Source organism: Mesorhizobium intechi (genome assembly GCF_002879535.1).
Classification (GTDB): Bacteria; Pseudomonadota; Alphaproteobacteria; order Rhizobiales; family Rhizobiaceae; genus Mesorhizobium; species Mesorhizobium intechi.
On sequence record NZ_PNOT02000169.1, the window covers coordinates 62,227 to 81,473 of the forward strand.

The following is a 19,247-nucleotide window of genomic DNA, read 5'->3' on the forward strand; positions in this document are numbered from 1 at the left end:
GCGGAGCACCCATGCAACAAGAACCAATGGCGGCGGCCACGACGCCTCCGATGCGCCATCGGTCCGCAAGATCAAAGCCTGTCGAGCCTAGCCAACGCGAAACCCTCGTTCAGGTCCAGGTTCTGCGCGCCGTCGCCGCCACTTCGGTTGCGCTACGTCACGCCCAGCATGATGCTGCGACGCTGGAACTAGAAGCCGGCCGGACCTTTCAGGCCTGGGATCCGATACCATGGAGCGCCGGTGTCGATATCTTCTTCGTGATCTCCGGCCTGATCATGGTGCACACGTCGCGACAGCTGTTCGCCAAAACGGGCGGCGCGCGTCTCTTCCTTTCCCGCCGGCTCGCCCGGATTGTCCCGCTTTATTGGACGGTCACCACGCTCTACCTTGCCGTGGCGTTGCTCGCTCCCTCGGTTCTCAACCAGGACTACATCAATTTCAGGTTTGTGATCGAATCCTACTTCTTCATTCCGGCCACTCGACCTGACGGCGTCGTTCAGCCCATCTACGAGCTGGGTTGGACGCTCAACTATGAGATGCTTTTCTACGTGTTGTTTACGGCGGTGATCGTGCTGCCCATGGGTAGGGCCGTCACGGCTCTGCTCACGACCCTGGCGGGGATGGTGTTGGTAGGCTATCTCGCGGCGCCTTTGCCAGAGCCATTCGCGTTCTGGTCCGATCCGATCGTCCTTGAGTTCGCTTTTGGCGTGACAATCGGGATCATGTGCGCCTCCAGCCTGCGGCCCTCCGGTTTCATCAGGGCCTGTGTCGCTGCAGCGGGGCTGGGCGCCCTGATGCTCGCGGCGGCATTTCCCGATGTCTCGATGGGCCTTGCCCGCCCCGTCGTATATGGCATCCCGGCATCTCTCATCGTCTGGAGTGCTGCCTTGGCGCCAGGTGGGTCGAGGCATGAAAGCCTGGCCGCGCGATGGGGCGCCAGCGTAGGCGACGCGTCCTATGCTCTCTACCTCCTGCATCCATTCGTGATCCGCGCCATGCGCGTCTTCTTCTGGCGAACAGGCTTGATTTTTGCGCTCGGCCCGTGGGCCTTTATCGCGTCGGCGCTGGTGATCACCTTTGGTGTGGCACTCATCACTTACCGCTTGTTCGAGAAGCCGCTGACTCGCCGTGCCCGACGCCTTTTGGGAGCCGGGCCCAGCAGCCGACAGCAGCTTCGCCCATTTCCGGTGACGGCGTATCCCAAGGCAGACTGAACGAGCACGGCGATCCTGCCGGCTGGACAGGGCGAGCGCCATCCGTTTGCATTGAGGCGTGAAAATCTCATGGGCCTGGGTAAACAAACCGGCGTTGTCTTCTGATCGCCGTCCGGCCTCCCGTGGTCTCGCCCTATGCCTGAATGAACGCTTGTCGTTCTCGGCCGACGGGGCTTGCATGGAAGTCCCGGTACCATTCCACGAAACGTTGCACGCCGTCCTCCAGTGCCGTCGCCGGTGCGAAGCCGACAGCGCGGCGGAGGTCGCTGACGTCGGCGCGGGTTTCCAGGACATCACCTGGAGGTAAAGGCACGTTGACCCGAAGGGCGCGGCGGCCAAGCGCAGTTTCGATGATCGCGATCAGACGGTTGATTTCCTCTGGCCGGTCATTGCCGATGTTGTAGATCCGATATGGCGCCGAACTGGTGGCGGGGTCAGCCGCGCGGCTGTCCCAGTCCGGATCCGGACGAGGCGGCGCGGCGAGTACGCGAACCACCCCCTCGACGATGTCGTCGATGTAGGTGAAATCTCGCCATACGCGGCCGGCATTGGCAATCTCGATCGTGCGCCCCTCGGCGATGGCATGGGTGAACGTATAGACGGCCATGTCAGGTCTGCCCCAAGGGCCATAGACGGTGAAAAAGCGCAATCCTGTCACCGGCAAACCGAACAGGTGGCTGTAGGAATGCGCCATGCATTCGTTTGCGCTTTTGGTCGCGGCATAGAAGCTGACCGGATGACTGGCGCCATGGTGCTCGGAAAACGGTATGCTTCGATTGGCGCCGTAAACGGAACTCGACGAGGCATAAACGAGATGGCTTACGCCGGCGTGTCGGCAGCCCTCCAGAACATTGAGAAACCCGACTACGTTCGACTGCACATAGGCATGCGGGTCGGCGAGCGAATAGCGCACCCCGGCCTGGGCGGCGAGGTGCACGAAGTGCGATGGCTGGAAGTCGGAAAACAGCGCCTTCACCTGCCCCTGGTCCGCCAGGTCCATCCGCATGGGAGTGAAGCGCGGTTCGGCACAAAGCTGCGCAAATCGCGCTTCCTTTAGCCCGACGTCGTAGTAGGGCGTAAAATTGTCGACGCCGATAACGACAAGGCCGCGCCGCAAAAGCCGCAACGCGACATGAAACCCGATGAATCCGGCGGCACCTGTGACGACGATCGGTCCCGCGCGTGCAAGTTTCAACACAGCACCGTCCGACCGCGTACGAGCCGTATCAGACAGCTTGTGAACCGTCGAATTTATTTCGACCATGGCAAGTCACTCCAATTGCGAGATTCCGCGCTCCGCCCGGGTTCGATAGCGCGTCGACAGGCTGGAGATGGCACCGCGAGCTTTACAATCTGCGTAACCGCGGCCGCACAATTCGCGGCCGCGTTGCCATGGACATAACTCGGTCTGCTGAATTCGAGCGGGTCCTGACGCCCGCCGAAATCGCCGTTTCATGGCAGGACCGAAATGCGCCCCAGAAGAGCAACAAGTTCAGCCTGACGCCTTGTTTCGGTCTTGGCGAATAGCGAGGCAAGCTGGGAGCGGATCGTCGTGCGGCTGAGATGCCAGCTGCGAGCGATCTCCAGGGGCGCATCCCCTTGCGCCAGACGCAACGCCAGCTGCGTTTCCGCACTGGTCAAACCGAACATCCTTTGCAAGGTTTGAGGGTTGGCCGCCGATGTGTTTTCCCGGTCCAGCAATGCCACGATGCTGGTTCCGTCGGGTGCGACGACGCCCGTCTCATTCAGGATCACAGGCCTGTCGCCTCTGCTGCGGATCACCACCCACGAGAGTGATCCCGGCTGGAAATGGACTGGAACATTCGCGACCAGCCGCCTTAGCCCCGCGGAAAGCTCGATGGCCGTGTCAGCCGCTTCGCCCTGGCGCTCAAGCGTGTCCTGCGCGGCTGTGTTCCATTCGATTACCTTCCTGTCGCGGTCGAGCACGATATAGCCACAGCCGATGCGCTCAAGCATGCCGGTTATGGATTCCAAACTGCGCCGCTGCGGCCCGCCAGATCTGGCGTCTGGCCGATCCGACAGATGTATCGGACGTGCGTGACGAGTATCCTTCAATACAATGTATTGGCTGACTGCAACGGTTTCGTTGCGCCTCTCGCTCAGTGTCATAGCTTATACCCCAACCCTAGTTGCTGCCCACTCAAGTAAATTTTGCATGAGTTACTTGACTTGAATTCCGCCTTCTGGCGGGAACGTGCTCCTTCCACTCGAATTCTGAAACAACGGTAGAAATCTGCGGAAGGTTTTTCCGCAGTGTTCCTTGAATATGGCTTCCTGAAGAGCCCTGCCGATCCTGATTCTATTCGCAGGCAAAGGCATAGCAATCGGGCAGTGGTATTAGGCTGCCCCCTAGTGGCCTAGTCTCGACGAGCTAGACATAAGGTTGTAGTCTGGGCGCATGGGTTTGAATCTGCGCTGGCTCAAATCGAACGTGTCAAGCACCCCGTTGGCTCATGTGGCTTCGCTGTTGGTGCTTGCAGGATCGATAATACTCGAAGCGATAAATACGATACATATCGGCCAGGGGGTGACGTTTATTGCGTTTATCCCCGCAATTATTGTCATCGTGTACCTCGAAGGGCGGTTGGCTGCCGTCGTCGCAGCACTTCTCATGGCCGCAGCCGGCTTGTGGATGCGACGCGTCCTGAACGCCCAACTCTCAGCTGAAGATTGGACGAGCGCCATCTTCCTTCTGGTCTCGGGTGGCCTGATCGCATCCGTGTTCCACCGCCTGCGACAGGATTTGCGCGGGGCGCTCGAGGTTGCACAGACGAGGCTCGCTGCCATCGATGCAGCCGAGAGCCGCTATCGTTGGGCCTTCGAGCGCGCCGCCTTGGGTTTTGCAAATGCCAATCGACGTGGCGAACTGTTGCAATCGAACAGACGTCTTTGTGAGATGAGCGGCTACGGAGAAAAGGAACTTGCCCAGCTGAAGCTGGAAGGGCTCGTTCTTCCCGACGATCGAGATGCCGTGCGGGCCTTGTTGAAGGATCTGAACAATGGCGCCGCGTCGTCCGCTGCCGACATTCGCTTGTTGCGCAAGGACGGCAAGGCATTCTGGGCCCGTCTGGCCCTGTCCTCGTCGCGGCCTGACGAGGCATCCACCGAAAGCGTGTTCGTGGTGGTCGACGATATTTCCGAGCGACGAGCCGCACGCGAGGCCCTGCGGGCTCAGAAGGAATGGCTCGATCTCGCTCTGTCTGCCGGACGCCTGGGTACGTGGCAAATGGATATCAAGGAAGGGACAGTCGCGGGCTCCGGCAAGTTCTGGGACATTCTCGGCCTGCCCTCCAAACCCGTCCGCCCTTTGGAAGAACTTTCGGCCGTGGTCCATCCGGCCGACTGGCCGAAATTGGCTGCCTCGGCAAAACCCTCGTCGGCGGCGAACTACGACGTCGAGATTCGTGTCAGGCGGACGGATGGGCACATACGCTGGGTTGCCTTGCGCGGACGGCAGGAAGAACATGGCGACCGCGCAATGCGCATCGGGGTGGCGGCCGATCTGACAGAACGTCGACAGACCACGCTTCTTCGCGCCGCCGTGAAGAAGCACGAGCGCATCATGCTCGAAGACCGCCATCGGTTCAGCAATTTGTTCCCGGTGATCACGGCCCTGGTAAAAATGATCAATGTTCCCGAGAACGACGTTGCCAAGTACAAGGAGATGCTGATCGATCGGATCAGAGCGCTGGAAGCGACGCATCTCATCCTGTCTCGCCACAAGAGCCTGTCTGGGATGCTCCACGATCTCGTGGCTCAGGAGTTGCAGCCCTTCAAGGAGACACGGGACATAACGATCAGTGGCCCTTCACTCACGGTGCCAAGCGGCGTCGCAGAGAGCTTTGCGATGATCCTTCACGAACTGACGACAAACTCCGTGAAACACGGCGCGTTGGGTGACTCACAAGGCAAGGTCGGAGTTAAGTGGCAATTCGCATTCGACGGCGCAGGGGGCGATCTGGTTTTCGATTGGGTGGAATCCGGAGGTCGGAAGAACTCAAGCGTCGTGCGTCACGGGTTCGGGTCCATGATAATCGGCGTGGATGGCACGCCGCTTGTCGGGCATTCGCCGAAATTGGAAATATCGGAATATGGACTGCGATATTCGTTGCGGTTATCGCGCAAGGAAATTGATCTGTAGTGCCTACCGCTCCGAAAGCGACTTCGGATTTGGGCACTGACATGCACAATGAGCCGATCCAGAGCGCCGGATTCACGGGACGCGCCCAAATCTATCCCTTGCATGCCGGCCCGTACCGCTTCGCGCTTCCGGTGGCAAACATCAGTTCACATTTCTCGACATCCACGTTTGCAGCAAAACGGCTGCCTCAGTCCGGTTTCGCACCCCAAGCTCGCGCAGGATGGCGGCGGCATGGATTTTCGTTGTCGCTTCGGCAATATCCAGATTGCGGGCGATCTCCTTGTTCGAGTACCCTTCCGCCATCAGCTTGAGGACGTCCCTTTGCCTCGATGTCAGCCTGCCAAGATCGTTTGAGCCCACGCGCTGACGGATTGGATTTTTCACCGAGGGGACGGCTACATACGCCCTCTGGTCGGCAGACGTTCGAGACAAGAGCGATGGTACATAGATCCGGCCAGCAAGGATCTCATTGACCGCCAAGACGACCTCTTCGTCCTTCTGCGATTTGACGATGTAACCGTGAAGCCCGATCGAAAGAGCGGTCAGTATCTCCGAACGGGAATCGTCCCCGGAAACGATCGCGAAGCGCGTGTGAGGATACGCAGAGAGAACGTCGCTGAGCACCTCCTGGTTAACCAGCCCAGGCATGTTCAGGTCGAGGATCGCAAGATCGATCGATGCCTGCTCCTCCAGAAGATTGACCACAGCATCGAAACACGCGGCCTCGAATATTTCGGCGTTTGGAATTCCAGCCATAAGTGCCAGCCGAAGGCCGCGCCGATACAAGCCGTGATCGTCGGCGATGACGATCCGATACATTGAACTACCCCAACGCGTTACCCGGTTCCCGGCGAGAATACCCGCTGGAACCTCCCATTCCTCGGTGATGATCGGAACCGCGGTGGCCTAAAGTCGTGGCCAACCGCTGGTCACCACATCACTGTGATGGTCGCAGCGTCCCAACCCACGCGCATCACACATGGCTAATATAATACTAATTTGTGCACGCCGTCGTTATCTTTTTTTAACGCTGGCGTCCCGTGTCTGCCCGCCTGGCGATATCGGGTGCCGGTATCCGATGTTCGGAGTGCGGCAGGGCGTTTTGATCGGGGCACCTGCCTTCGCGAGGGGCCGCTGGTCGGTTCCGGCACTTGGTGGATCGCTGCTTTTTGATCGCAGGAATCGTTCGGCATCATAGGTCTCATGGCCAGGTCCAGATGCTTGGGTCCGTCCTTGATCTCTCGGTTATCTAATACCGGAAACGCGTTGGATCGGTACCATTCGAATGCACGACGACAGCCGCCCCGGCTGTCACATACCCTTCAAGTACGATGTTCGGATTGCCGCCGAGGGTCGAGCCGGATTTGGCGAAAGCCAGGTTCGAATGAGCTCGAACACGAAATGCCCGGACACAGGCAACTGCAAATCAGGAGGATCGGATGAAAGCGGTGATTCAATGTGGTGGGATGGGTACGCGCCTTCGGCCCTTCACGTCGGTCCTACCGAAACCCTTGATGCCGATAGGAGCCAGACCCGTTCTTGAGCTGCTTCTGAAGTGGCTGCGGCGCAACGGCATCGAGGAGGTCTATATCACGACCGGGTATCTCGGGCACCTGATCCGCAGCGTCTGCGGCGACGGATCGCAATGGAATCTGAAGATCAAATACACGCAGGAAATGGAGCCATTGGGCACCATTGGGCCTCTCTCTCTGATCAGGGATGAACTGAACGACACCTTTGTCGTGCTCAACGGCGATGTTCTTACCGACCTGAGCCTGAGCCGGTTTGTGACCGCGCACCGCATGCATAAGGATCCGGTTACGATCGCCACGGCCTGCCGCCTCATCAAGATGGATTTCGGCGTCATCGACGAGGTCGACAACGCGGTTCAGCTCTTCCGGGAAAAGCCGACGCTTTCCCACCTCGTCAGCATGGGGATTTACTGCATGAACCCGGATGTCCTGAGGTTCATTCCCTCCGGCATCCCATTCGGGTTCGATGACCTGATGCTGCAGATGATGCAGGGCGGCACGACCGTGCACGTGTACAAGCATGACGGTCTCTGGCTCGATATCGGTCGCGTCGACGACTTCCAGAATGCGCAGGCAATCGCCTGGGAAGAGCAGTCGACCTCGATCGAGGTCGCGGCCGCGGCCGCATGAAAATCCGGATGTAGAGGCCGAACCCACCACAAGGTTTCTTAGGAGGTCAACATGCTCTTGGTGAGCGCCCCGATCCTAGGCGTGCCGGAGAAGGCAGCCCTGTCAAAGGTGATTGACAGCGGCTGGCTTACCATGGGCGAGCAGGTGCGCGCTTTCGAACAGGCCTTTGCCGAAATGCATGGCGCGCGAGATTGCGTGGCGGTCGGTTCCTGCACCGCGGCGCTTCATCTCATCCTGCATGCACTGGGAATAGGACCTGGCGATGAAGTACTGGTCCCGTCGCTGACTTTCGTGGCGACTGCCAATGCGGTTCTTTATGTCGGGGCGACTCCGGTCTTCGTCGATATCGAGTCGGTCGACGTGCCGTTGATGTCGCTCGCGGAAGCCGAAGCGCGGTGCACATCACGCACAAAGGCTGTCATCCTCGTTCACTTCGCGGGCTATCTCGCCAATCGGGAACAATGGCAGCGCTTCGCCCGGGTTCGAGGGCTCCATATCATCGAGGACGCCGCGCATGCGCCCGGGCTGAGGGAAGTGGGGACGTTCGGCACTGCGGCCGCCTTCAGCTTCTACGGCAACAAGAACATGACAACGGCGGAAGGGGGCGCCGTGATCGCCCGTGACTCCGATCTGCTCGACAAAATCCGTCAGGCGCGCGGGCACGGGATGACCAGCGGGACCCATCAGCGGCTGAACAGCCGCACCCCGCAATATGATGTCACGATGCTCGGGTTCAATTACCGCATGGACGAGATGCGGGCGGCGATCGGGCTGGTTCAGCTGCAGAACCTGCAAGAGTGGAACGAGATCAGACGCATCCTGGCTGTCCTGTATCGGCGCCTCATCGCGGAACATTGCCCGGCCGTGACCATTCCATTCAGTGAACCCCGGACGTCGGCTCACCACATCATGCCGGTCGTTCTGCCGCGCTACGCAAGGCGGCAGGACGTGATCGACGAATTGCGGGCGCAGGGGATACAGACCACGATCCACTATCCGCCAGTGCACCATATGACCTTCTATCGCGAGCGTTATCCCGGCATCGCTCTGCCGCGTACCGAGGACTTCGCTCAGCGAGAATTGACAATCCCATTGCACCCCCAGATCACCTCAACTGTCGCCGAGACGGTTGTGGCTGCACTCGCGAGCGCACTCAACGGCGGCGCCCAAACAGGAACTGCGGCATGAACGCATTGGACTTTTCCATTCACCGGCGCTTCGTCGCAAGCACCGCGCACGGCTTGGTAAGACGCTCGATCGATCTCGTGGTCGCGGGCGCCGCGCTCGTCGTATTTGCACCGCTGATGCTTTTGATCGCCGGAGCGCTTCTGCTCGAAGGTGGTGGCTCGATCTTGTTCGCACAGACCCGTATGGGCGCCGGTGGCCGACCCTTCCGCATGTACAAATTTCGCAAGTTCGGCGTGAACTGCGATCCCCAAGGCCTCGCACTGACCGTCGTGGGCGACAGCCGCATGACGACGGTGGGCCGGTTCCTCGCGGCAACAAAATTCGACGAACTGCCGCAGCTTTGGAACGTCCTCAAAGGCGAGATGGCGATCGTCGGGCCACGACCCGAGAGCATGGCTTTCGCCGATTGTTTCCGCGGCGGCCTCGAGGCAGTCCTGCAATACAAGCCCGGCCTGCTGGGGCCAACCCAGGTGCTGTTCCGGCACGAGGCGCATTTCTTCCCCCGATCCGCGGATCCAATCCTGTTTTATCGGGAGGTTATGTTCCCCGCCAAGGCCAGACTCGACCTTTCCTATTATCCGCAGCGCACCATCGTCTCCGACATCGTGTGGATGGCGCGTGGCGTCCTGGCGGTTGTCGGCTGGGTTCCGTCACAGCCGATAGACGTATGAATCCCAAAAGGTAAGCGCTCCAGCCAGCCAAGGGAATGCGCAGTCATGAGCTACAATGGCAAGAAAGTTCTGGTGACAGGCGCCGATGGATTTATCGGTTCACATCTCACTGAGGCGCTCGTCCGCAATGGCGCCGATGTCACGGCGCTGGCGCTCTACAATTCCTTCGACAGCCATGGATGGCTGGACGATTTGCCGGACAAGATCCGCAGCCAGCTGAAGCTCGTCCGCGGTGACGTCCGCGACAGCGCGTTTCTGAACCGGATCGTGCGTGGTCAGGCCGTCGTGTTTCACCTGGCAGCCCTCATTGCGATTCCATATTCCTACGCGGCTGCCCAGTCCTATGTGGAAACCAACATCCTGGGCACGGTGAACGTTCTCGAAGCGGCGCGTCAATGGGAGACGGAGCGGGTGGTGCATACCTCCACGAGCGAGGTCTATGGAACCGCCCAGACCATGCCCATCAGCGAAACGCATCCGTTGCAGGGACAGTCGCCCTATTCGGCATCCAAGATAGGCGCCGACATGATGGCGGAGTCCTACGCCAGGTCGTTCGATGTTCCTGTGGTCATCATGCGGCCCTTCAACACTTATGGTCCGCGCCAAAGTGAGCGCGCCATCGTGCCGACCATCATCCGGCAGGCGCTCGATCCGAATTGCCCGGCGATCATGGTCGGCGATACGAGCCCGATCCGTGACCTGACCTTTGTCGAAGACACCGCGGCAGCTTTCCAGACCGCGGGCCTGGCCAGGCTCGAATTCGGCCACGCCTACAATGCCGGCAGCCAACGCGCCGCTACCATCTCCGACGTATTGGATCTTGTCCTCGAACTAAGCGGTTCCAAGAAACCGGTCCATCGTGACGAAAGGCGTTTGCGACCGCAAAATTCGGAGGTTCGCGCCTTGCTCGCCGATTCTTCGCGTTTTGAGGGCGAGACCGGGTGGCAGGCGCAGACCAGCCTGCGCGACGGGCTGGAGAGAACGATCGCATGGTGGCACGCGCGCCTTCGTGAAGGCCGGGTGCGGCGCGAAATGGGTTACATGACATGACCCTGCTGCGCCGGCACATGTTGGCACTGCTCCTGATTGCCGGTGCCATGTTCCCGATCATCTATATGGTCGGTGGTCGCGAAAGCAGCGCATCGCAAACGTCGGCCACACCGCCGCCGAAAAACCTGCCGGACTATCTCGGCCAAGCAACGGATCTGTGGTCCGGCCTGAGCTTCGTACGGATCACCGGGCCCGGAATTCTCGGCCTGGCGGGTGTCTGCGGGAAGAAATACTGCACCCACCGTTACTCGAGTGCACAGGCCTGGAATGCTGACCAGAGCCTTCTCGTGATCGTCAATGGTTGTGGTGGCATGTGCTTTCTCGACGGGCGCAGCTACGTGCCATTGTTCCACCGCGACCGCTCGAATGAAACTGAATGCGAATGGCATCCAAGGGATCCCGAGCTGATGATCTGTGTTTCTGGCCGTCAGATTTCGACCTGGGCGCCACGCACAAATCATGAGGATGTCGTGTTCGACACGGCAGGCTACAGCAAACTTCAGTTCGGGCCTTACAAAGGCAATCCTAGCCGCGACGGCAACCGCATTGCGGTGCGTGCAACGCGCAATGACGGCAAAGCGGTGGTCTTCGGCTACGACATCAAGGAGCGGCGGAAGTTCCCGGATATCGAGCTTGCCCAGCTTCCGGGAACCACCGGCTCCTGCTCGATCTCACCGCTCGGAAGCAATATTGTGTGCTCACAGGCAGTGTCGGACGACCATGAACCGACCTTCATCTTTTCCATCGACGGCGTCTTGCAACAGAAGTGGATGGAGCACCACCGGCCCGGTCATGGCGACATGACGGTCGATGCCGACGGCAGCGAAATCTATGTCGGGATCAGCAAGTCGGATCCGGACATATATCAGGTGATCAAGCGCCGATTGGCCGACGGCAAGGTCACGTCACTGATGAAATATGGCGAAGCCATGCATGCATCGCTCAGGTCCCTGGACAGGCCCGGCTGGGTGTTTCTGAGCTATGGCGGGACGCCAGCCGAAATATCGCAGCACCCGGACTGGGCGCCTTACGCGCAGCAGGTCATTGCGGTGCGCACGGACGGCAGCGGAGAGGTCCGCCGTATCGTGGAAACGCAGAACGCCCACTTCGACTACTGGAGCGAGACGCATGCCTCGCCCTCGCCCGACGGCTCACAGGTAATCTGGTCGAGCAATTGGGGTGTGCCCGGTGGCCCGGTATACGATTTCGTTACCCGTGTTGAATGGCCTTCGGAGCCGGTGCCGAACCAGAAGGAGATTGTCGCAAATGGCCTTCAGTAAACGAACCGTTCTTGCCGCGGTTGCGGTGATGTCCCTGACATCGATGGCCGCCGCGGGCGAAGCCGAGCCCTATCAACTGTCACCTGGCGATACCGTCGAGATAGGGATAGCGCCGATCCCGGATCGAGCGCAGCGCGCCGTGGTCCAGATGGATGGTAATATCGCCCTTCCCGAAGTCGGGATGATCATGGTCGCAGGCCTGACGGCCTCGCAATTGCAGACGCGCATGCAAGCGCTTTTGCCGACCAAGATATTTCACGTGCGTCTGACCGATGGACGGGAGCAGATGGTTGTCGTCAAGCCGGACGACGTGACCGCCATCATCGTGGAGTATCGCCCGATCTACGTGATGGGCGACGTGCTCACCCCGGGACAACAGGCCTACCGTCCGCTGATGACCGTACGGCAGGCGCTTGCCGTCTCCGGCGGCTTCAGCCTTTTGCGATCACGCGCGGGCCAGACCGGCCCCGATCCGGTTGATCTCAGGCGCGATTACGAAACACTTTGGGGGGAGTACACCAAAGAGTATTTTCACGCCGCCCGTGTCCGCGCCGAACTTCAGGGCCAGGCGGATTTCGACAGGCAGACGCCGCAGGGGTCACCTCTGTCGCCCAGCGTCGGAACTGCGATCGCACAGGCCGAAACGGACGGGCTGAAGATTGCGCTGAGCGATTTCCAGCAGGAGCAGTCTTTTCTTGAGCGGGGGGAGAAGGATGCGGCGGATCAAATCGAGGTTTTGCAGAAGCGTGAACAGGTCGAGGCCGAGAGCGTGAAGGCGGATCAGGAAGACCTGGCGAAAGTGACCAAGGCGTTTGATGCAGGCAATCTGACCAACACGCGGCTCGCCGATGTCAGGCGCGCCTTGCTTCTGTCGTCGAGCGGTGCGCTGCAAACCTCGGTCGAGCTCATGAGAGCGCGGCGCCAGCAGGAGGACTATGTCAGGCAGCACGAACGCAATGACAATCAAAGAAGGATTGCCTTGCTGACGGATTTGAAGGACACCAACGCGCGGTTGGCCGATGTCACCGCCAGGCTCCACGCCGCCAGTGAAAAGCTGCAACCGACCGGAGCGTCCGCGCAGCCATTGCCGATTGCCGGCGAAACAATCCGGGCTCAGGTCACGATCGTCCGCAAGGTCGGCGATGAATGGCGCAAGCTGTCGGCTGACGAAGACACGATCGTGATGCCGGGGGATACCGTCGAAGCCAGGTTCAGCAGCGATCTGCAAAGCGTGGCGATCCAATAGGCCGTTTCAGCCGCAGTCCGATAAGATGGGTGGGGGAGCCTACTGTTCGATCAGGGTGTCGAACGCAACCGAAAGGGAGATACAGGTGAGGCTCAATTCCAGGCAAGGGGCGCAATCGCCGTCGACGAACGCGGCTCAGATGGCTCAGTTGGCAAGTTATCCTTTCGCCACGCCTTCAGCATCGCGAGGTCCGCGCGCCGCGCCCCTGACCAGTGAGCCCGGGATCTGGCAGGAGCTGACGTCCAACCAGCAACTCCACACGCAAGGCGACCGGGTGTCGGACGACTACCGGGCCAGCCATTGCGCACCGGGCTACGGCGCGCATTACAGGAAAACGCACGAGTCCGGGTACTATGCTGCGCTTTGGGAGAAGATCGAAATACCCCTCATCCTAGGCGTTCTTCGCCCAATGGGCGGAGCCGGCCGAAACTGCCTCGACTTCGCGTGCGGGACAGGCCGCATCACCAACGTGGCAGCGAGCGTCTTCGGCGAGGTGGTCGGTGCCGACATTTCCAAATCCATGCTTGGCTCCGCGCAAGTGCCGCCCAATGTGAGACTGCGCCACGTCGATATGACAATAGAACCTCTCGGCGAAACATTCGACGTCGTAACGGCATTCCGCTTCTTCCTGAACGCGGAGGATCGGCTGAAGCGGGATGCGCTGAAGGCGATAAACGCGCATCTGAAGGACGGCGGGCGGCTTGTGTGCAACGTTCATATGAATGCGACGTCACCCATCGGCCTGGTTTGCCGGCTGCTCAATCGGCTGTTCGGGCGCACAATTCGCAACACGCTAGGCGCAGCAAGGTTCAGTGAACTCCTGACGGCGTCGGGGTTCATTGTCGAGGAGATGATACCTTACGGCTATCTGCCCCGGCCGGGAAACCTTGTGCCAGGGGTCTGTGAAGCGTTGATGGAGCCCTTCGAGAAGGCGTCCAGAACTTTGCACGTTCCTGGACAATTGGCGCAGCATTTCCTGGTTATCGCGAAGAAGCGCTAGCGGGATCGCACACTCCAATGGCTCCGTGAAAGCGGCCGGGAGCCGTTTGCCTGTGGCGCGACTCACCCTCCGAAAGGGGCGGCGCGGTGTCGCCGGCACTGCTTGGAGCGCGACCTCCACGGCGTTTCAGGATACCTCATAAAGGCAGTTTTCCCCTGATTTAATGCGCCAGTTCCGGGTTTTTCCTGCCGGCGCCACGATTTCGCTACATTTTGACCGAAGGCCAAGTACGTTAGTGGGGCGTAAATTAGAAGGCTAAGAGGGATACGCTCCTGAAAACCCAAGAATTGTCCGTGGCCGATGGGGCCAGTGAGCTTGCGCAACGATTTTTCATCGGAGGTCGCAAGCGATGAACTCCGGAGGAATACGTTCGCCCGATCTGCGTGGCGCCATGCTTGGTGCCGTGCCCGGGCTGGTAGGCGTCGGCGTCTTCTCGGCGGTCATAAACCTTCTGGCCCTGACCGGCTCCGTCTATATGCTGCAGATCTACGACCGCGTTCTGCCTTCGCAGAGCGTTCCGACCCTTGTCGGATTCACGATCGGAATGCTGGGTCTTTACGCGGTCTACGGATTGCTGGATTTCGTGCGGCTCCGCCTCCTGGTTCGAATAGGCAATCGTCTCCATAAGAATCTGCAGCAAAGGGTCTTTGGCCTGTCGCTGTCCTTACCGCTCATAGGCGGCCAGGACGCGAACCGGATACAGCCGCTGCGTGATCTGGATCAGATCCGCGGCTTCCTTTCAGGATTGGGGCCGACCGTCATCTTCGACGCGCCGTGGATACCGTTTTATCTGCTGATCATCTATCTTCTGCATCCTGCACTCGGCCTGCTGGCAACAAGCGGCGCCATTATTGTCGTGCTGCTCACGGTGATAGCGGAAGTCCTTGGCCGCGCATCCGCTGCACGTGCTTCCGAGACGCTGGTGTCGCAACGCAATCTTGCCGATTCCGGCCGCCGCAACGCGGAGGTTGTGCGCGCGATGGGCCTTTCCGGGCGGCTTGCCCGCCGCTGGAGCGAGATCAACCGAGCCTATCTCACGCACCAGGAACGGCTTTCCGACATTGTCGGCGCCACCGGTGCCCTATCGAGGGCGCTTCGGATGGCGTTGCAGTCCTCTGTTCTGGGACTGGGCGCCTATCTCGTCATTGGGGGCGAAGCGTCGCCAGGTGTCATCATAGCGTCGTCGATATTGCTGGGCCGCTCGTTGGCTCCGGTTGACGCTGCGCTGGCAAACTGGCGAGGCTTCGCGGCTTTCCGGCAAAGCTATTCGCAACTGGCCGCGGCGCTTGCTGTGGTCGGTGGGCATGAAGAAGTCATGGAACTGCCGCGCCCGCAGGCGGTGCTTGCGGTCGAGGACCTGACAATAGCGCCGCCGGGCCAGCAAAAACCGACGGTGGCCAATGTCAGCTTTACCCTGTCCGGGGGCGCGGGAATGGCCATTGTCGGCCCGAGCGGTTCTGGAAAAACGACACTTGTGCGCGCGCTGGTGGGGGTGTGGCAGCCACTTCGCGGAAGGGTAAGGCTGGACGAAGCCTCGCTCGACCAATGGAGCCCGGAAGCGCTTGGCGCTCATGTCGGCTACCTGCCGCAGGACGTCGAACTGTTTGACGGGACGGTTGCCGATAACATCTCGCGATTTGGCGGCAAGGACGACGCCAAGGGCGTGCTGGCAGCTGCCAGGGCCGCCGGCGTCGACAAGATGATCATGCGGTTGCCGAATGGTTTTCAAACACGCGTGGGCGAGGGAGGGGCAGCCTTGTCGGCCGGACAGAGGCAACTCGTTGGGCTTGCCAGGGCACTTTATGGCGACCCCTTTCTGGTCGTCCTGGACGAACCGAATTCAAACCTGGACGTCGATGGTGATGCTGCCCTGGCCGGCGCGATCCTGGGGGTGCGCCGACGTGGAGGCATCGTCATCATTGTTGCGCACCGTCCTTCTGCCCTCAGCAATATCGACAAGGTGCTCGTCATGTCGAATGGGATGCTTCACTCCTTCGGTTCGCGCGAGGAGGTCCTGGCCAATGTCATCCGGCCCTTCCCGACACCCGCCGAGCGGCAGGCGTCGGTTGTTCCGATGCAGAAAGGGGTGAGCGGTCATGCGTGAGGTACTGTTTCGTGTCTGATGCGACGATGGTTTCGTATGCTCCGTTCGACAACGGCAGCCGAAGGACCGAGGCGAATTCCGTCGAGGCGCGCGATGATATCAGGGCAAACCTGATCCTGGGCGCGGCGGTCACGGCCATGTTGGTTGTCGGCGGCGGGCTTTGGCTCGGGTTGACCAAGATCGCCGGCGCGGTGATCGCGCCTGCCACCGTGGTGGTCGAAAGCAACATCAAGAAAGTCCAGCATCTGACCGGCGGCACGATCGGAGGCATCTTCGCGCAAGATGGGGACCATGTGCGGGCTGGCGATGTGGTGGCCAGGCTGGATGACACGCTGACGCGGGCCAACCTGCAAATAATCAGCGAGGATCTTGATCGCGCAACCGTCCGGCTTGCACGGCTGGAGGCTGAGCGGCAAGGCCTGCCGGAAATGCAGCTTCCGTCCAGCCTTCAAGAACGGATGGGCGACCCGGAACTGGCTGCCCTGGTCAGAGGAGAGCGCACCCTTTTCGAAAGCCGCGCAACGGCGTTGACGGGACAGAAGGCACAGTTGCAAAGCCGCTCGAGCCAACTCGAACGCCAGATCGATGGCCTCAAGGCGCAGCAGGCCGCGGAAGACCAATCCGTGGTCCTGCTCGATGGAGATCTTGGCGATGTCCAGGCGCTCTTTACAAGAAAATTGGTGTCCAAGGAGCGACTGAGCAACATCAGATTGGACGCCACCCGAGCCCACGGAGAATCAGGACGCCTGGCGGCGGCGGTCGCCGAGGCACAGGCCAAGGTTAGCGAGACGGAACTGCAAATTCTTCAGCTGGACGAGCAAAGGCGCAGTGAAGTAACGAGCGAACTTCGTGAAACCGAAGCCAAGCAGACCGAACTCAGCGAGCGCAAGGTCGTAGCGCAAGACGAGCTGACCAAAACCAACATCCGCGCCCCGCAATCGGGAACGGTGCAGGAATCGGCTATCCACACGATCGGCGGAGTGATCGCTCCGGGGGAGGTGATCATGATGATCGTCCCCGACACCGACAACCTCGTCGTCGACGCGCTGATCCCGCCCTCGCGCATAGATGACGTTCGTCCAGGCCAGCACGTTTCGATCCGGTTTCCAGCCTTCGATGCCGGCACCACGCCCGCTTGTCAGGGATCGGTCAAGCGCATCTCGGCGGATCTGATCAAGGATCAACAAAAACAGCTTTCGTATTTCTCGGCGCGCATCAATGTCGAGAACAAGGCGGCCTGCCTGACCGATGCCAAGGTGCTCAAACCCGGAATGCCGGCGGAGGTTCACATAAGCACCGACGAACGCAGCGTCTGGTCTTATCTGCTGAAGCCGCTCACGGATCAGATGTCCAGGGCTTTCCGCCAATAGCGTGACGAACTGTTGGAAGCGAGCCGCAAAGTACGATCGGCCAGCTGTTCTGCTACGACGCGGTGAGCGCCCTTCCGCGAACACGGCGAGCGGTGCGCACCGCTCGCTCCGCCGTCACCGGAACCTTCTTGGCCACATCGTTCGTATGCGGCAAGGCGTTCGTGGTGCCACGGAGCCTTTCATAGGGCAGCAGTTCCCTGATCCGGGCGTTGAGCGATGCAATCTCGGCCCGCAGGTCTTCGCATTCCTGCCGGCGGATATCGAGTTGTAGCTGGTCGGATGCCTGCTGCAGTGAAAGCTGTGAGAAATTGGCGGTTAACTTAGAAAGGTTCAGCTTGTCGGTCTCGGCCTCCTTGGTGAGGGCCGCCAATCTTTCGTCCGCCACCTGTTTTTCCGCCACCGCGTCGCTCCATTGAAGTTTGAGCCTGGCGATCTCGGCCGATGCCTCGCTGTTTGCGTTCGAGGCGTGCTCCAGTCGCGAATGGAGGTTCTGAATCTCAGAACGCAATCCTCGGATCTCGGCACGGCTTCGTTCGAGCGCGGCATCCTTGTCCGCCTCCATGATCCTGGCGGTTTCCGCCACTTCCGACAATTTCGCCTGGGTGGCCTCGAGCGCGGTGTGGAGCCGTGCCGCTTCCTTTTCGCTCTTGCCGAGCGCACCAAGCACTTCGGAATTTCGCGCGGCTTCGTTGGCATGGATCGTCGAGAAGGCGTCCAGCCTGTGCCGCGCCTCGTCCTCCCGCTTCAGCGCCTTTTCCAGGTCGATGGACAGGCTGACATTCTTTTCACGCAGCAGTTTGTTTTCGCGCGCGCGTCTGTCGGCCTCGACGGTTGCGGCGGCAAGCGTGTTTGAGAGGTCGCCGAATTCCGCTTGGTTCTTTGCGTTGGTGTTCGCGGCTTCCACAAGTTCCAGCCTTGCCGCGGCCAATGCACCACGAAGCGCCTCGGCGTCCTGAACCAGGCTTGCCTCGCGCTGCTGCAAGGCCTCCACCATGCTTTCACGCTCATGCTGCCTTCGGGTCAGGTCATTGAGCTTGTCGGACAAGCTCTTTTGCTCCGCGGTCAGGTTTAGATTGGCCAGCTCCAGTTCGTTGGCGCGGAGAATGTCGGCATGAAGGATGTGAAAGAATTCAAAGGTCAGTTGATGTGTGCTTGAAATCTCGGACAGTTTCGCGTTGATCTCCTCGAAATGGAGCTTCGCATCGCGAAACAGCCCGTCAAAGGAACTCAAGGCAGCCATACGGCTCTGCGTATGAGAGGTCAGCCGCCGCACGGGTTTGGGAGTGCCGGCGTCATCAGCGCCAGTATCGTCCTGCGCGCGGTCGCCCTGTTCGCTGTTGTCGTCTGGTATGGGCGGATCGTCCGCGGCATCGTCCATTGCCAGCGCCGACAGGTCATCCAAGCCAAGGCACTCGTCAACGGCATCAGCCAAGTCAGCTTCGAGATCCTCGAATGACTTCTCCACATTGTTGTCGGCACGTCTGATCAGATCTCTGAACTTCATGCCCTGCATCCCCCTTCCGCACGCCTGGACCCAGCAAGGCGCGGACTGAGCTTCCTTCTGTATCGAGAGATCAGTTCGGCGTCTTCGTTCAATCAAACGATGCCGGGTGCCGGCGGTTCATCGCTTCAACGGCCAAGAGTCGTCGAGGATTGCAAGCGACAGCCCTGAGGTTCGCGGGTCGTTGATCACGTCCATCAACCTTTGCAACCTATGCCGGGATGACCCTTCTCGTAGTTATCTTGACGTCTTTCCTCGCATGGACCCCAGCGCCGCTCGGTTTCCGGCACGCGAGGCAG

The 19,247-nt window shown here is 60.3% G+C and carries 15 protein-coding genes; 11 read left to right on the forward strand and 4 right to left on the reverse strand.

All coding sequences use genetic code 11. The features are described from left to right. The first annotated feature begins 11 nt into the window (after positions 1-11). A complete protein-coding gene (locus C1D09_RS14410; protein WP_143974948.1) occupies positions 12-1,214 on the forward strand; it encodes an acyltransferase family protein in 1,203 nt (400 codons plus the stop codon). Between the two features lie 133 nt (positions 1,215-1,347). On the opposite strand, the gene C1D09_RS14415 is transcribed toward C1D09_RS14410, so the two are convergent. Both C1D09_RS14415 and C1D09_RS14420 read right to left on the reverse strand, forming a co-directional pair. Then, a complete protein-coding gene (locus C1D09_RS14415; protein ID WP_143974982.1) occupies positions 1,348-2,409 on the reverse strand; it encodes an NAD-dependent epimerase in 1,062 nt (353 codons plus the stop codon). Between the two features lie 257 nt (positions 2,410-2,666). After that, complete coding sequence (locus C1D09_RS14420) at positions 2,667-3,344, reverse strand: helix-turn-helix transcriptional regulator (protein ID WP_143974949.1); 678 nt, start codon at positions 3,342-3,344, stop codon at positions 2,667-2,669. Between the two features lie 289 nt (positions 3,345-3,633). Between C1D09_RS14420 and C1D09_RS14425 the strand changes: the two genes are divergently transcribed. After that, positions 3,634-5,376: a sensor histidine kinase gene (locus C1D09_RS14425; protein WP_143974950.1), complete on the forward strand. Its 1,743-nt coding sequence runs from the start codon at positions 3,634-3,636 to the stop codon at positions 5,374-5,376. Between the two features lie 141 nt (positions 5,377-5,517). On the opposite strand, the gene C1D09_RS14430 is transcribed toward C1D09_RS14425, so the two are convergent. Beyond that, positions 5,518-6,195, reverse strand: coding sequence for a LuxR C-terminal-related transcriptional regulator (locus C1D09_RS14430; protein WP_143974951.1), 678 nt, complete (start codon positions 6,193-6,195; stop codon positions 5,518-5,520). A 620-nt stretch (positions 6,196-6,815) separates the two neighbouring features. Here C1D09_RS14430 and C1D09_RS14435 point away from each other — a divergent pair. The 9 genes from C1D09_RS14435 to C1D09_RS14475 all read left to right on the forward strand — a co-directional run bounded on the left by C1D09_RS14435 (position 6,816) and on the right by C1D09_RS14475 (position 17,447). Further along, positions 6,816-7,538 (forward strand): nucleotidyltransferase family protein, encoded by a 723-nt coding sequence (locus C1D09_RS14435; RefSeq protein ID WP_143974952.1) that lies wholly within the window; start codon positions 6,816-6,818, stop codon positions 7,536-7,538. A 51-nt stretch (positions 7,539-7,589) separates the two neighbouring features. After that, positions 7,590-8,726, forward strand: a complete 1,137-nt coding sequence (locus tag C1D09_RS14440; protein ID WP_143974953.1) for a DegT/DnrJ/EryC1/StrS family aminotransferase — start codon at positions 7,590-7,592, stop codon at positions 8,724-8,726. Next, positions 8,723-9,397, forward strand: coding sequence for a sugar transferase (locus tag C1D09_RS14445; protein WP_167514609.1), 675 nt, complete (start codon positions 8,723-8,725; stop codon positions 9,395-9,397). Before C1D09_RS14440 ends, C1D09_RS14445 begins: the two co-directional genes overlap by 4 nt. 45 nt (positions 9,398-9,442) lie before the next feature. After that, complete coding sequence (locus tag C1D09_RS14450; protein ID WP_143974954.1) at positions 9,443-10,447, forward strand: NAD-dependent epimerase/dehydratase family protein; 1,005 nt, start codon at positions 9,443-9,445, stop codon at positions 10,445-10,447. Then, positions 10,444-11,727, forward strand: a complete 1,284-nt coding sequence (locus tag C1D09_RS14455; protein WP_143974955.1) for a hypothetical protein — start codon at positions 10,444-10,446, stop codon at positions 11,725-11,727. The genes C1D09_RS14450 and C1D09_RS14455 overlap by 4 nt, the downstream gene beginning before the upstream one ends. After that, positions 11,714-12,973: a polysaccharide biosynthesis/export family protein gene (locus tag C1D09_RS14460; protein WP_143974956.1), complete on the forward strand. Its 1,260-nt coding sequence runs from the start codon at positions 11,714-11,716 to the stop codon at positions 12,971-12,973. Before C1D09_RS14455 ends, C1D09_RS14460 begins: the two co-directional genes overlap by 14 nt. A 139-nt stretch (positions 12,974-13,112) precedes the next feature. Next, positions 13,113-13,973: a class I SAM-dependent methyltransferase gene (locus tag C1D09_RS14465; protein ID WP_246135748.1), complete on the forward strand. Its 861-nt coding sequence runs from the start codon at positions 13,113-13,115 to the stop codon at positions 13,971-13,973. 391 nt (positions 13,974-14,364) lie between these two features. Next, positions 14,365-16,077, forward strand: coding sequence for a type I secretion system permease/ATPase (locus C1D09_RS14470; protein WP_246135749.1), 1,713 nt, complete (start codon positions 14,365-14,367; stop codon positions 16,075-16,077). 26 nt (positions 16,078-16,103) lie between these two features. Beyond that, positions 16,104-17,447, forward strand: a complete 1,344-nt coding sequence (locus C1D09_RS14475) for an HlyD family type I secretion periplasmic adaptor subunit (RefSeq protein ID WP_143974985.1) — start codon at positions 16,104-16,106, stop codon at positions 17,445-17,447. Positions 17,448-17,499: 52 nt separating this feature from the next. Here the strand turns inward: C1D09_RS14475 and C1D09_RS14480 are convergent, their stop codons facing one another. Further along, positions 17,500-18,960 (reverse strand): coiled-coil domain-containing protein, encoded by a 1,461-nt coding sequence (locus tag C1D09_RS14480; RefSeq protein WP_143974958.1) that lies wholly within the window; start codon positions 18,958-18,960, stop codon positions 17,500-17,502. Positions 18,961-19,247: the final 287 nt, after the last annotated feature.

Bases quoted from the DNA above. Each gene is read 5' to 3' on its own strand.
- C1D09_RS14410 (WP_143974948.1), top strand. From the start codon at position 12: ATGCAACAAGAACCAATGGCGGCGGCCACGACGCCTCCGATGCGCCAT.
- C1D09_RS14435 (WP_143974952.1), top strand. From the start codon at position 6,816: ATGAAAGCGGTGATTCAATGTGGTGGGATGGGTACGCGCCTTCGGCCC.
- C1D09_RS14425 (WP_143974950.1), top strand. From the start codon at position 3,634: ATGGGTTTGAATCTGCGCTGGCTCAAATCGAACGTGTCAAGCACCCCG.
- C1D09_RS14460 (WP_143974956.1), top strand. From the start codon at position 11,714: ATGGCCTTCAGTAAACGAACCGTTCTTGCCGCGGTTGCGGTGATGTCC.
- C1D09_RS14455 (WP_143974955.1), top strand. From the start codon at position 10,444: ATGACCCTGCTGCGCCGGCACATGTTGGCACTGCTCCTGATTGCCGGT.
- C1D09_RS14445 (WP_167514609.1), top strand. From the start codon at position 8,723: ATGAACGCATTGGACTTTTCCATTCACCGGCGCTTCGTCGCAAGCACC.
- C1D09_RS14470 (WP_246135749.1), top strand. From the start codon at position 14,365: ATGCTTGGTGCCGTGCCCGGGCTGGTAGGCGTCGGCGTCTTCTCGGCG.
- C1D09_RS14480 (WP_143974958.1), bottom strand. From the start codon at position 18,960: ATGCAGGGCATGAAGTTCAGAGATCTGATCAGACGTGCCGACAACAAT.
- C1D09_RS14440 (WP_143974953.1), top strand. From the start codon at position 7,590: ATGCTCTTGGTGAGCGCCCCGATCCTAGGCGTGCCGGAGAAGGCAGCC.
- C1D09_RS14475 (WP_143974985.1), top strand. From the start codon at position 16,104: ATGGTTTCGTATGCTCCGTTCGACAACGGCAGCCGAAGGACCGAGGCG.
- C1D09_RS14430 (WP_143974951.1), bottom strand. From the start codon at position 6,195: ATGTATCGGATCGTCATCGCCGACGATCACGGCTTGTATCGGCGCGGC.
- C1D09_RS14450 (WP_143974954.1), top strand. From the start codon at position 9,443: ATGAGCTACAATGGCAAGAAAGTTCTGGTGACAGGCGCCGATGGATTT.
- C1D09_RS14465 (WP_246135748.1), top strand. From the start codon at position 13,113: ATGGCTCAGTTGGCAAGTTATCCTTTCGCCACGCCTTCAGCATCGCGA.
- C1D09_RS14420 (WP_143974949.1), bottom strand. From the start codon at position 3,344: ATGACACTGAGCGAGAGGCGCAACGAAACCGTTGCAGTCAGCCAATAC.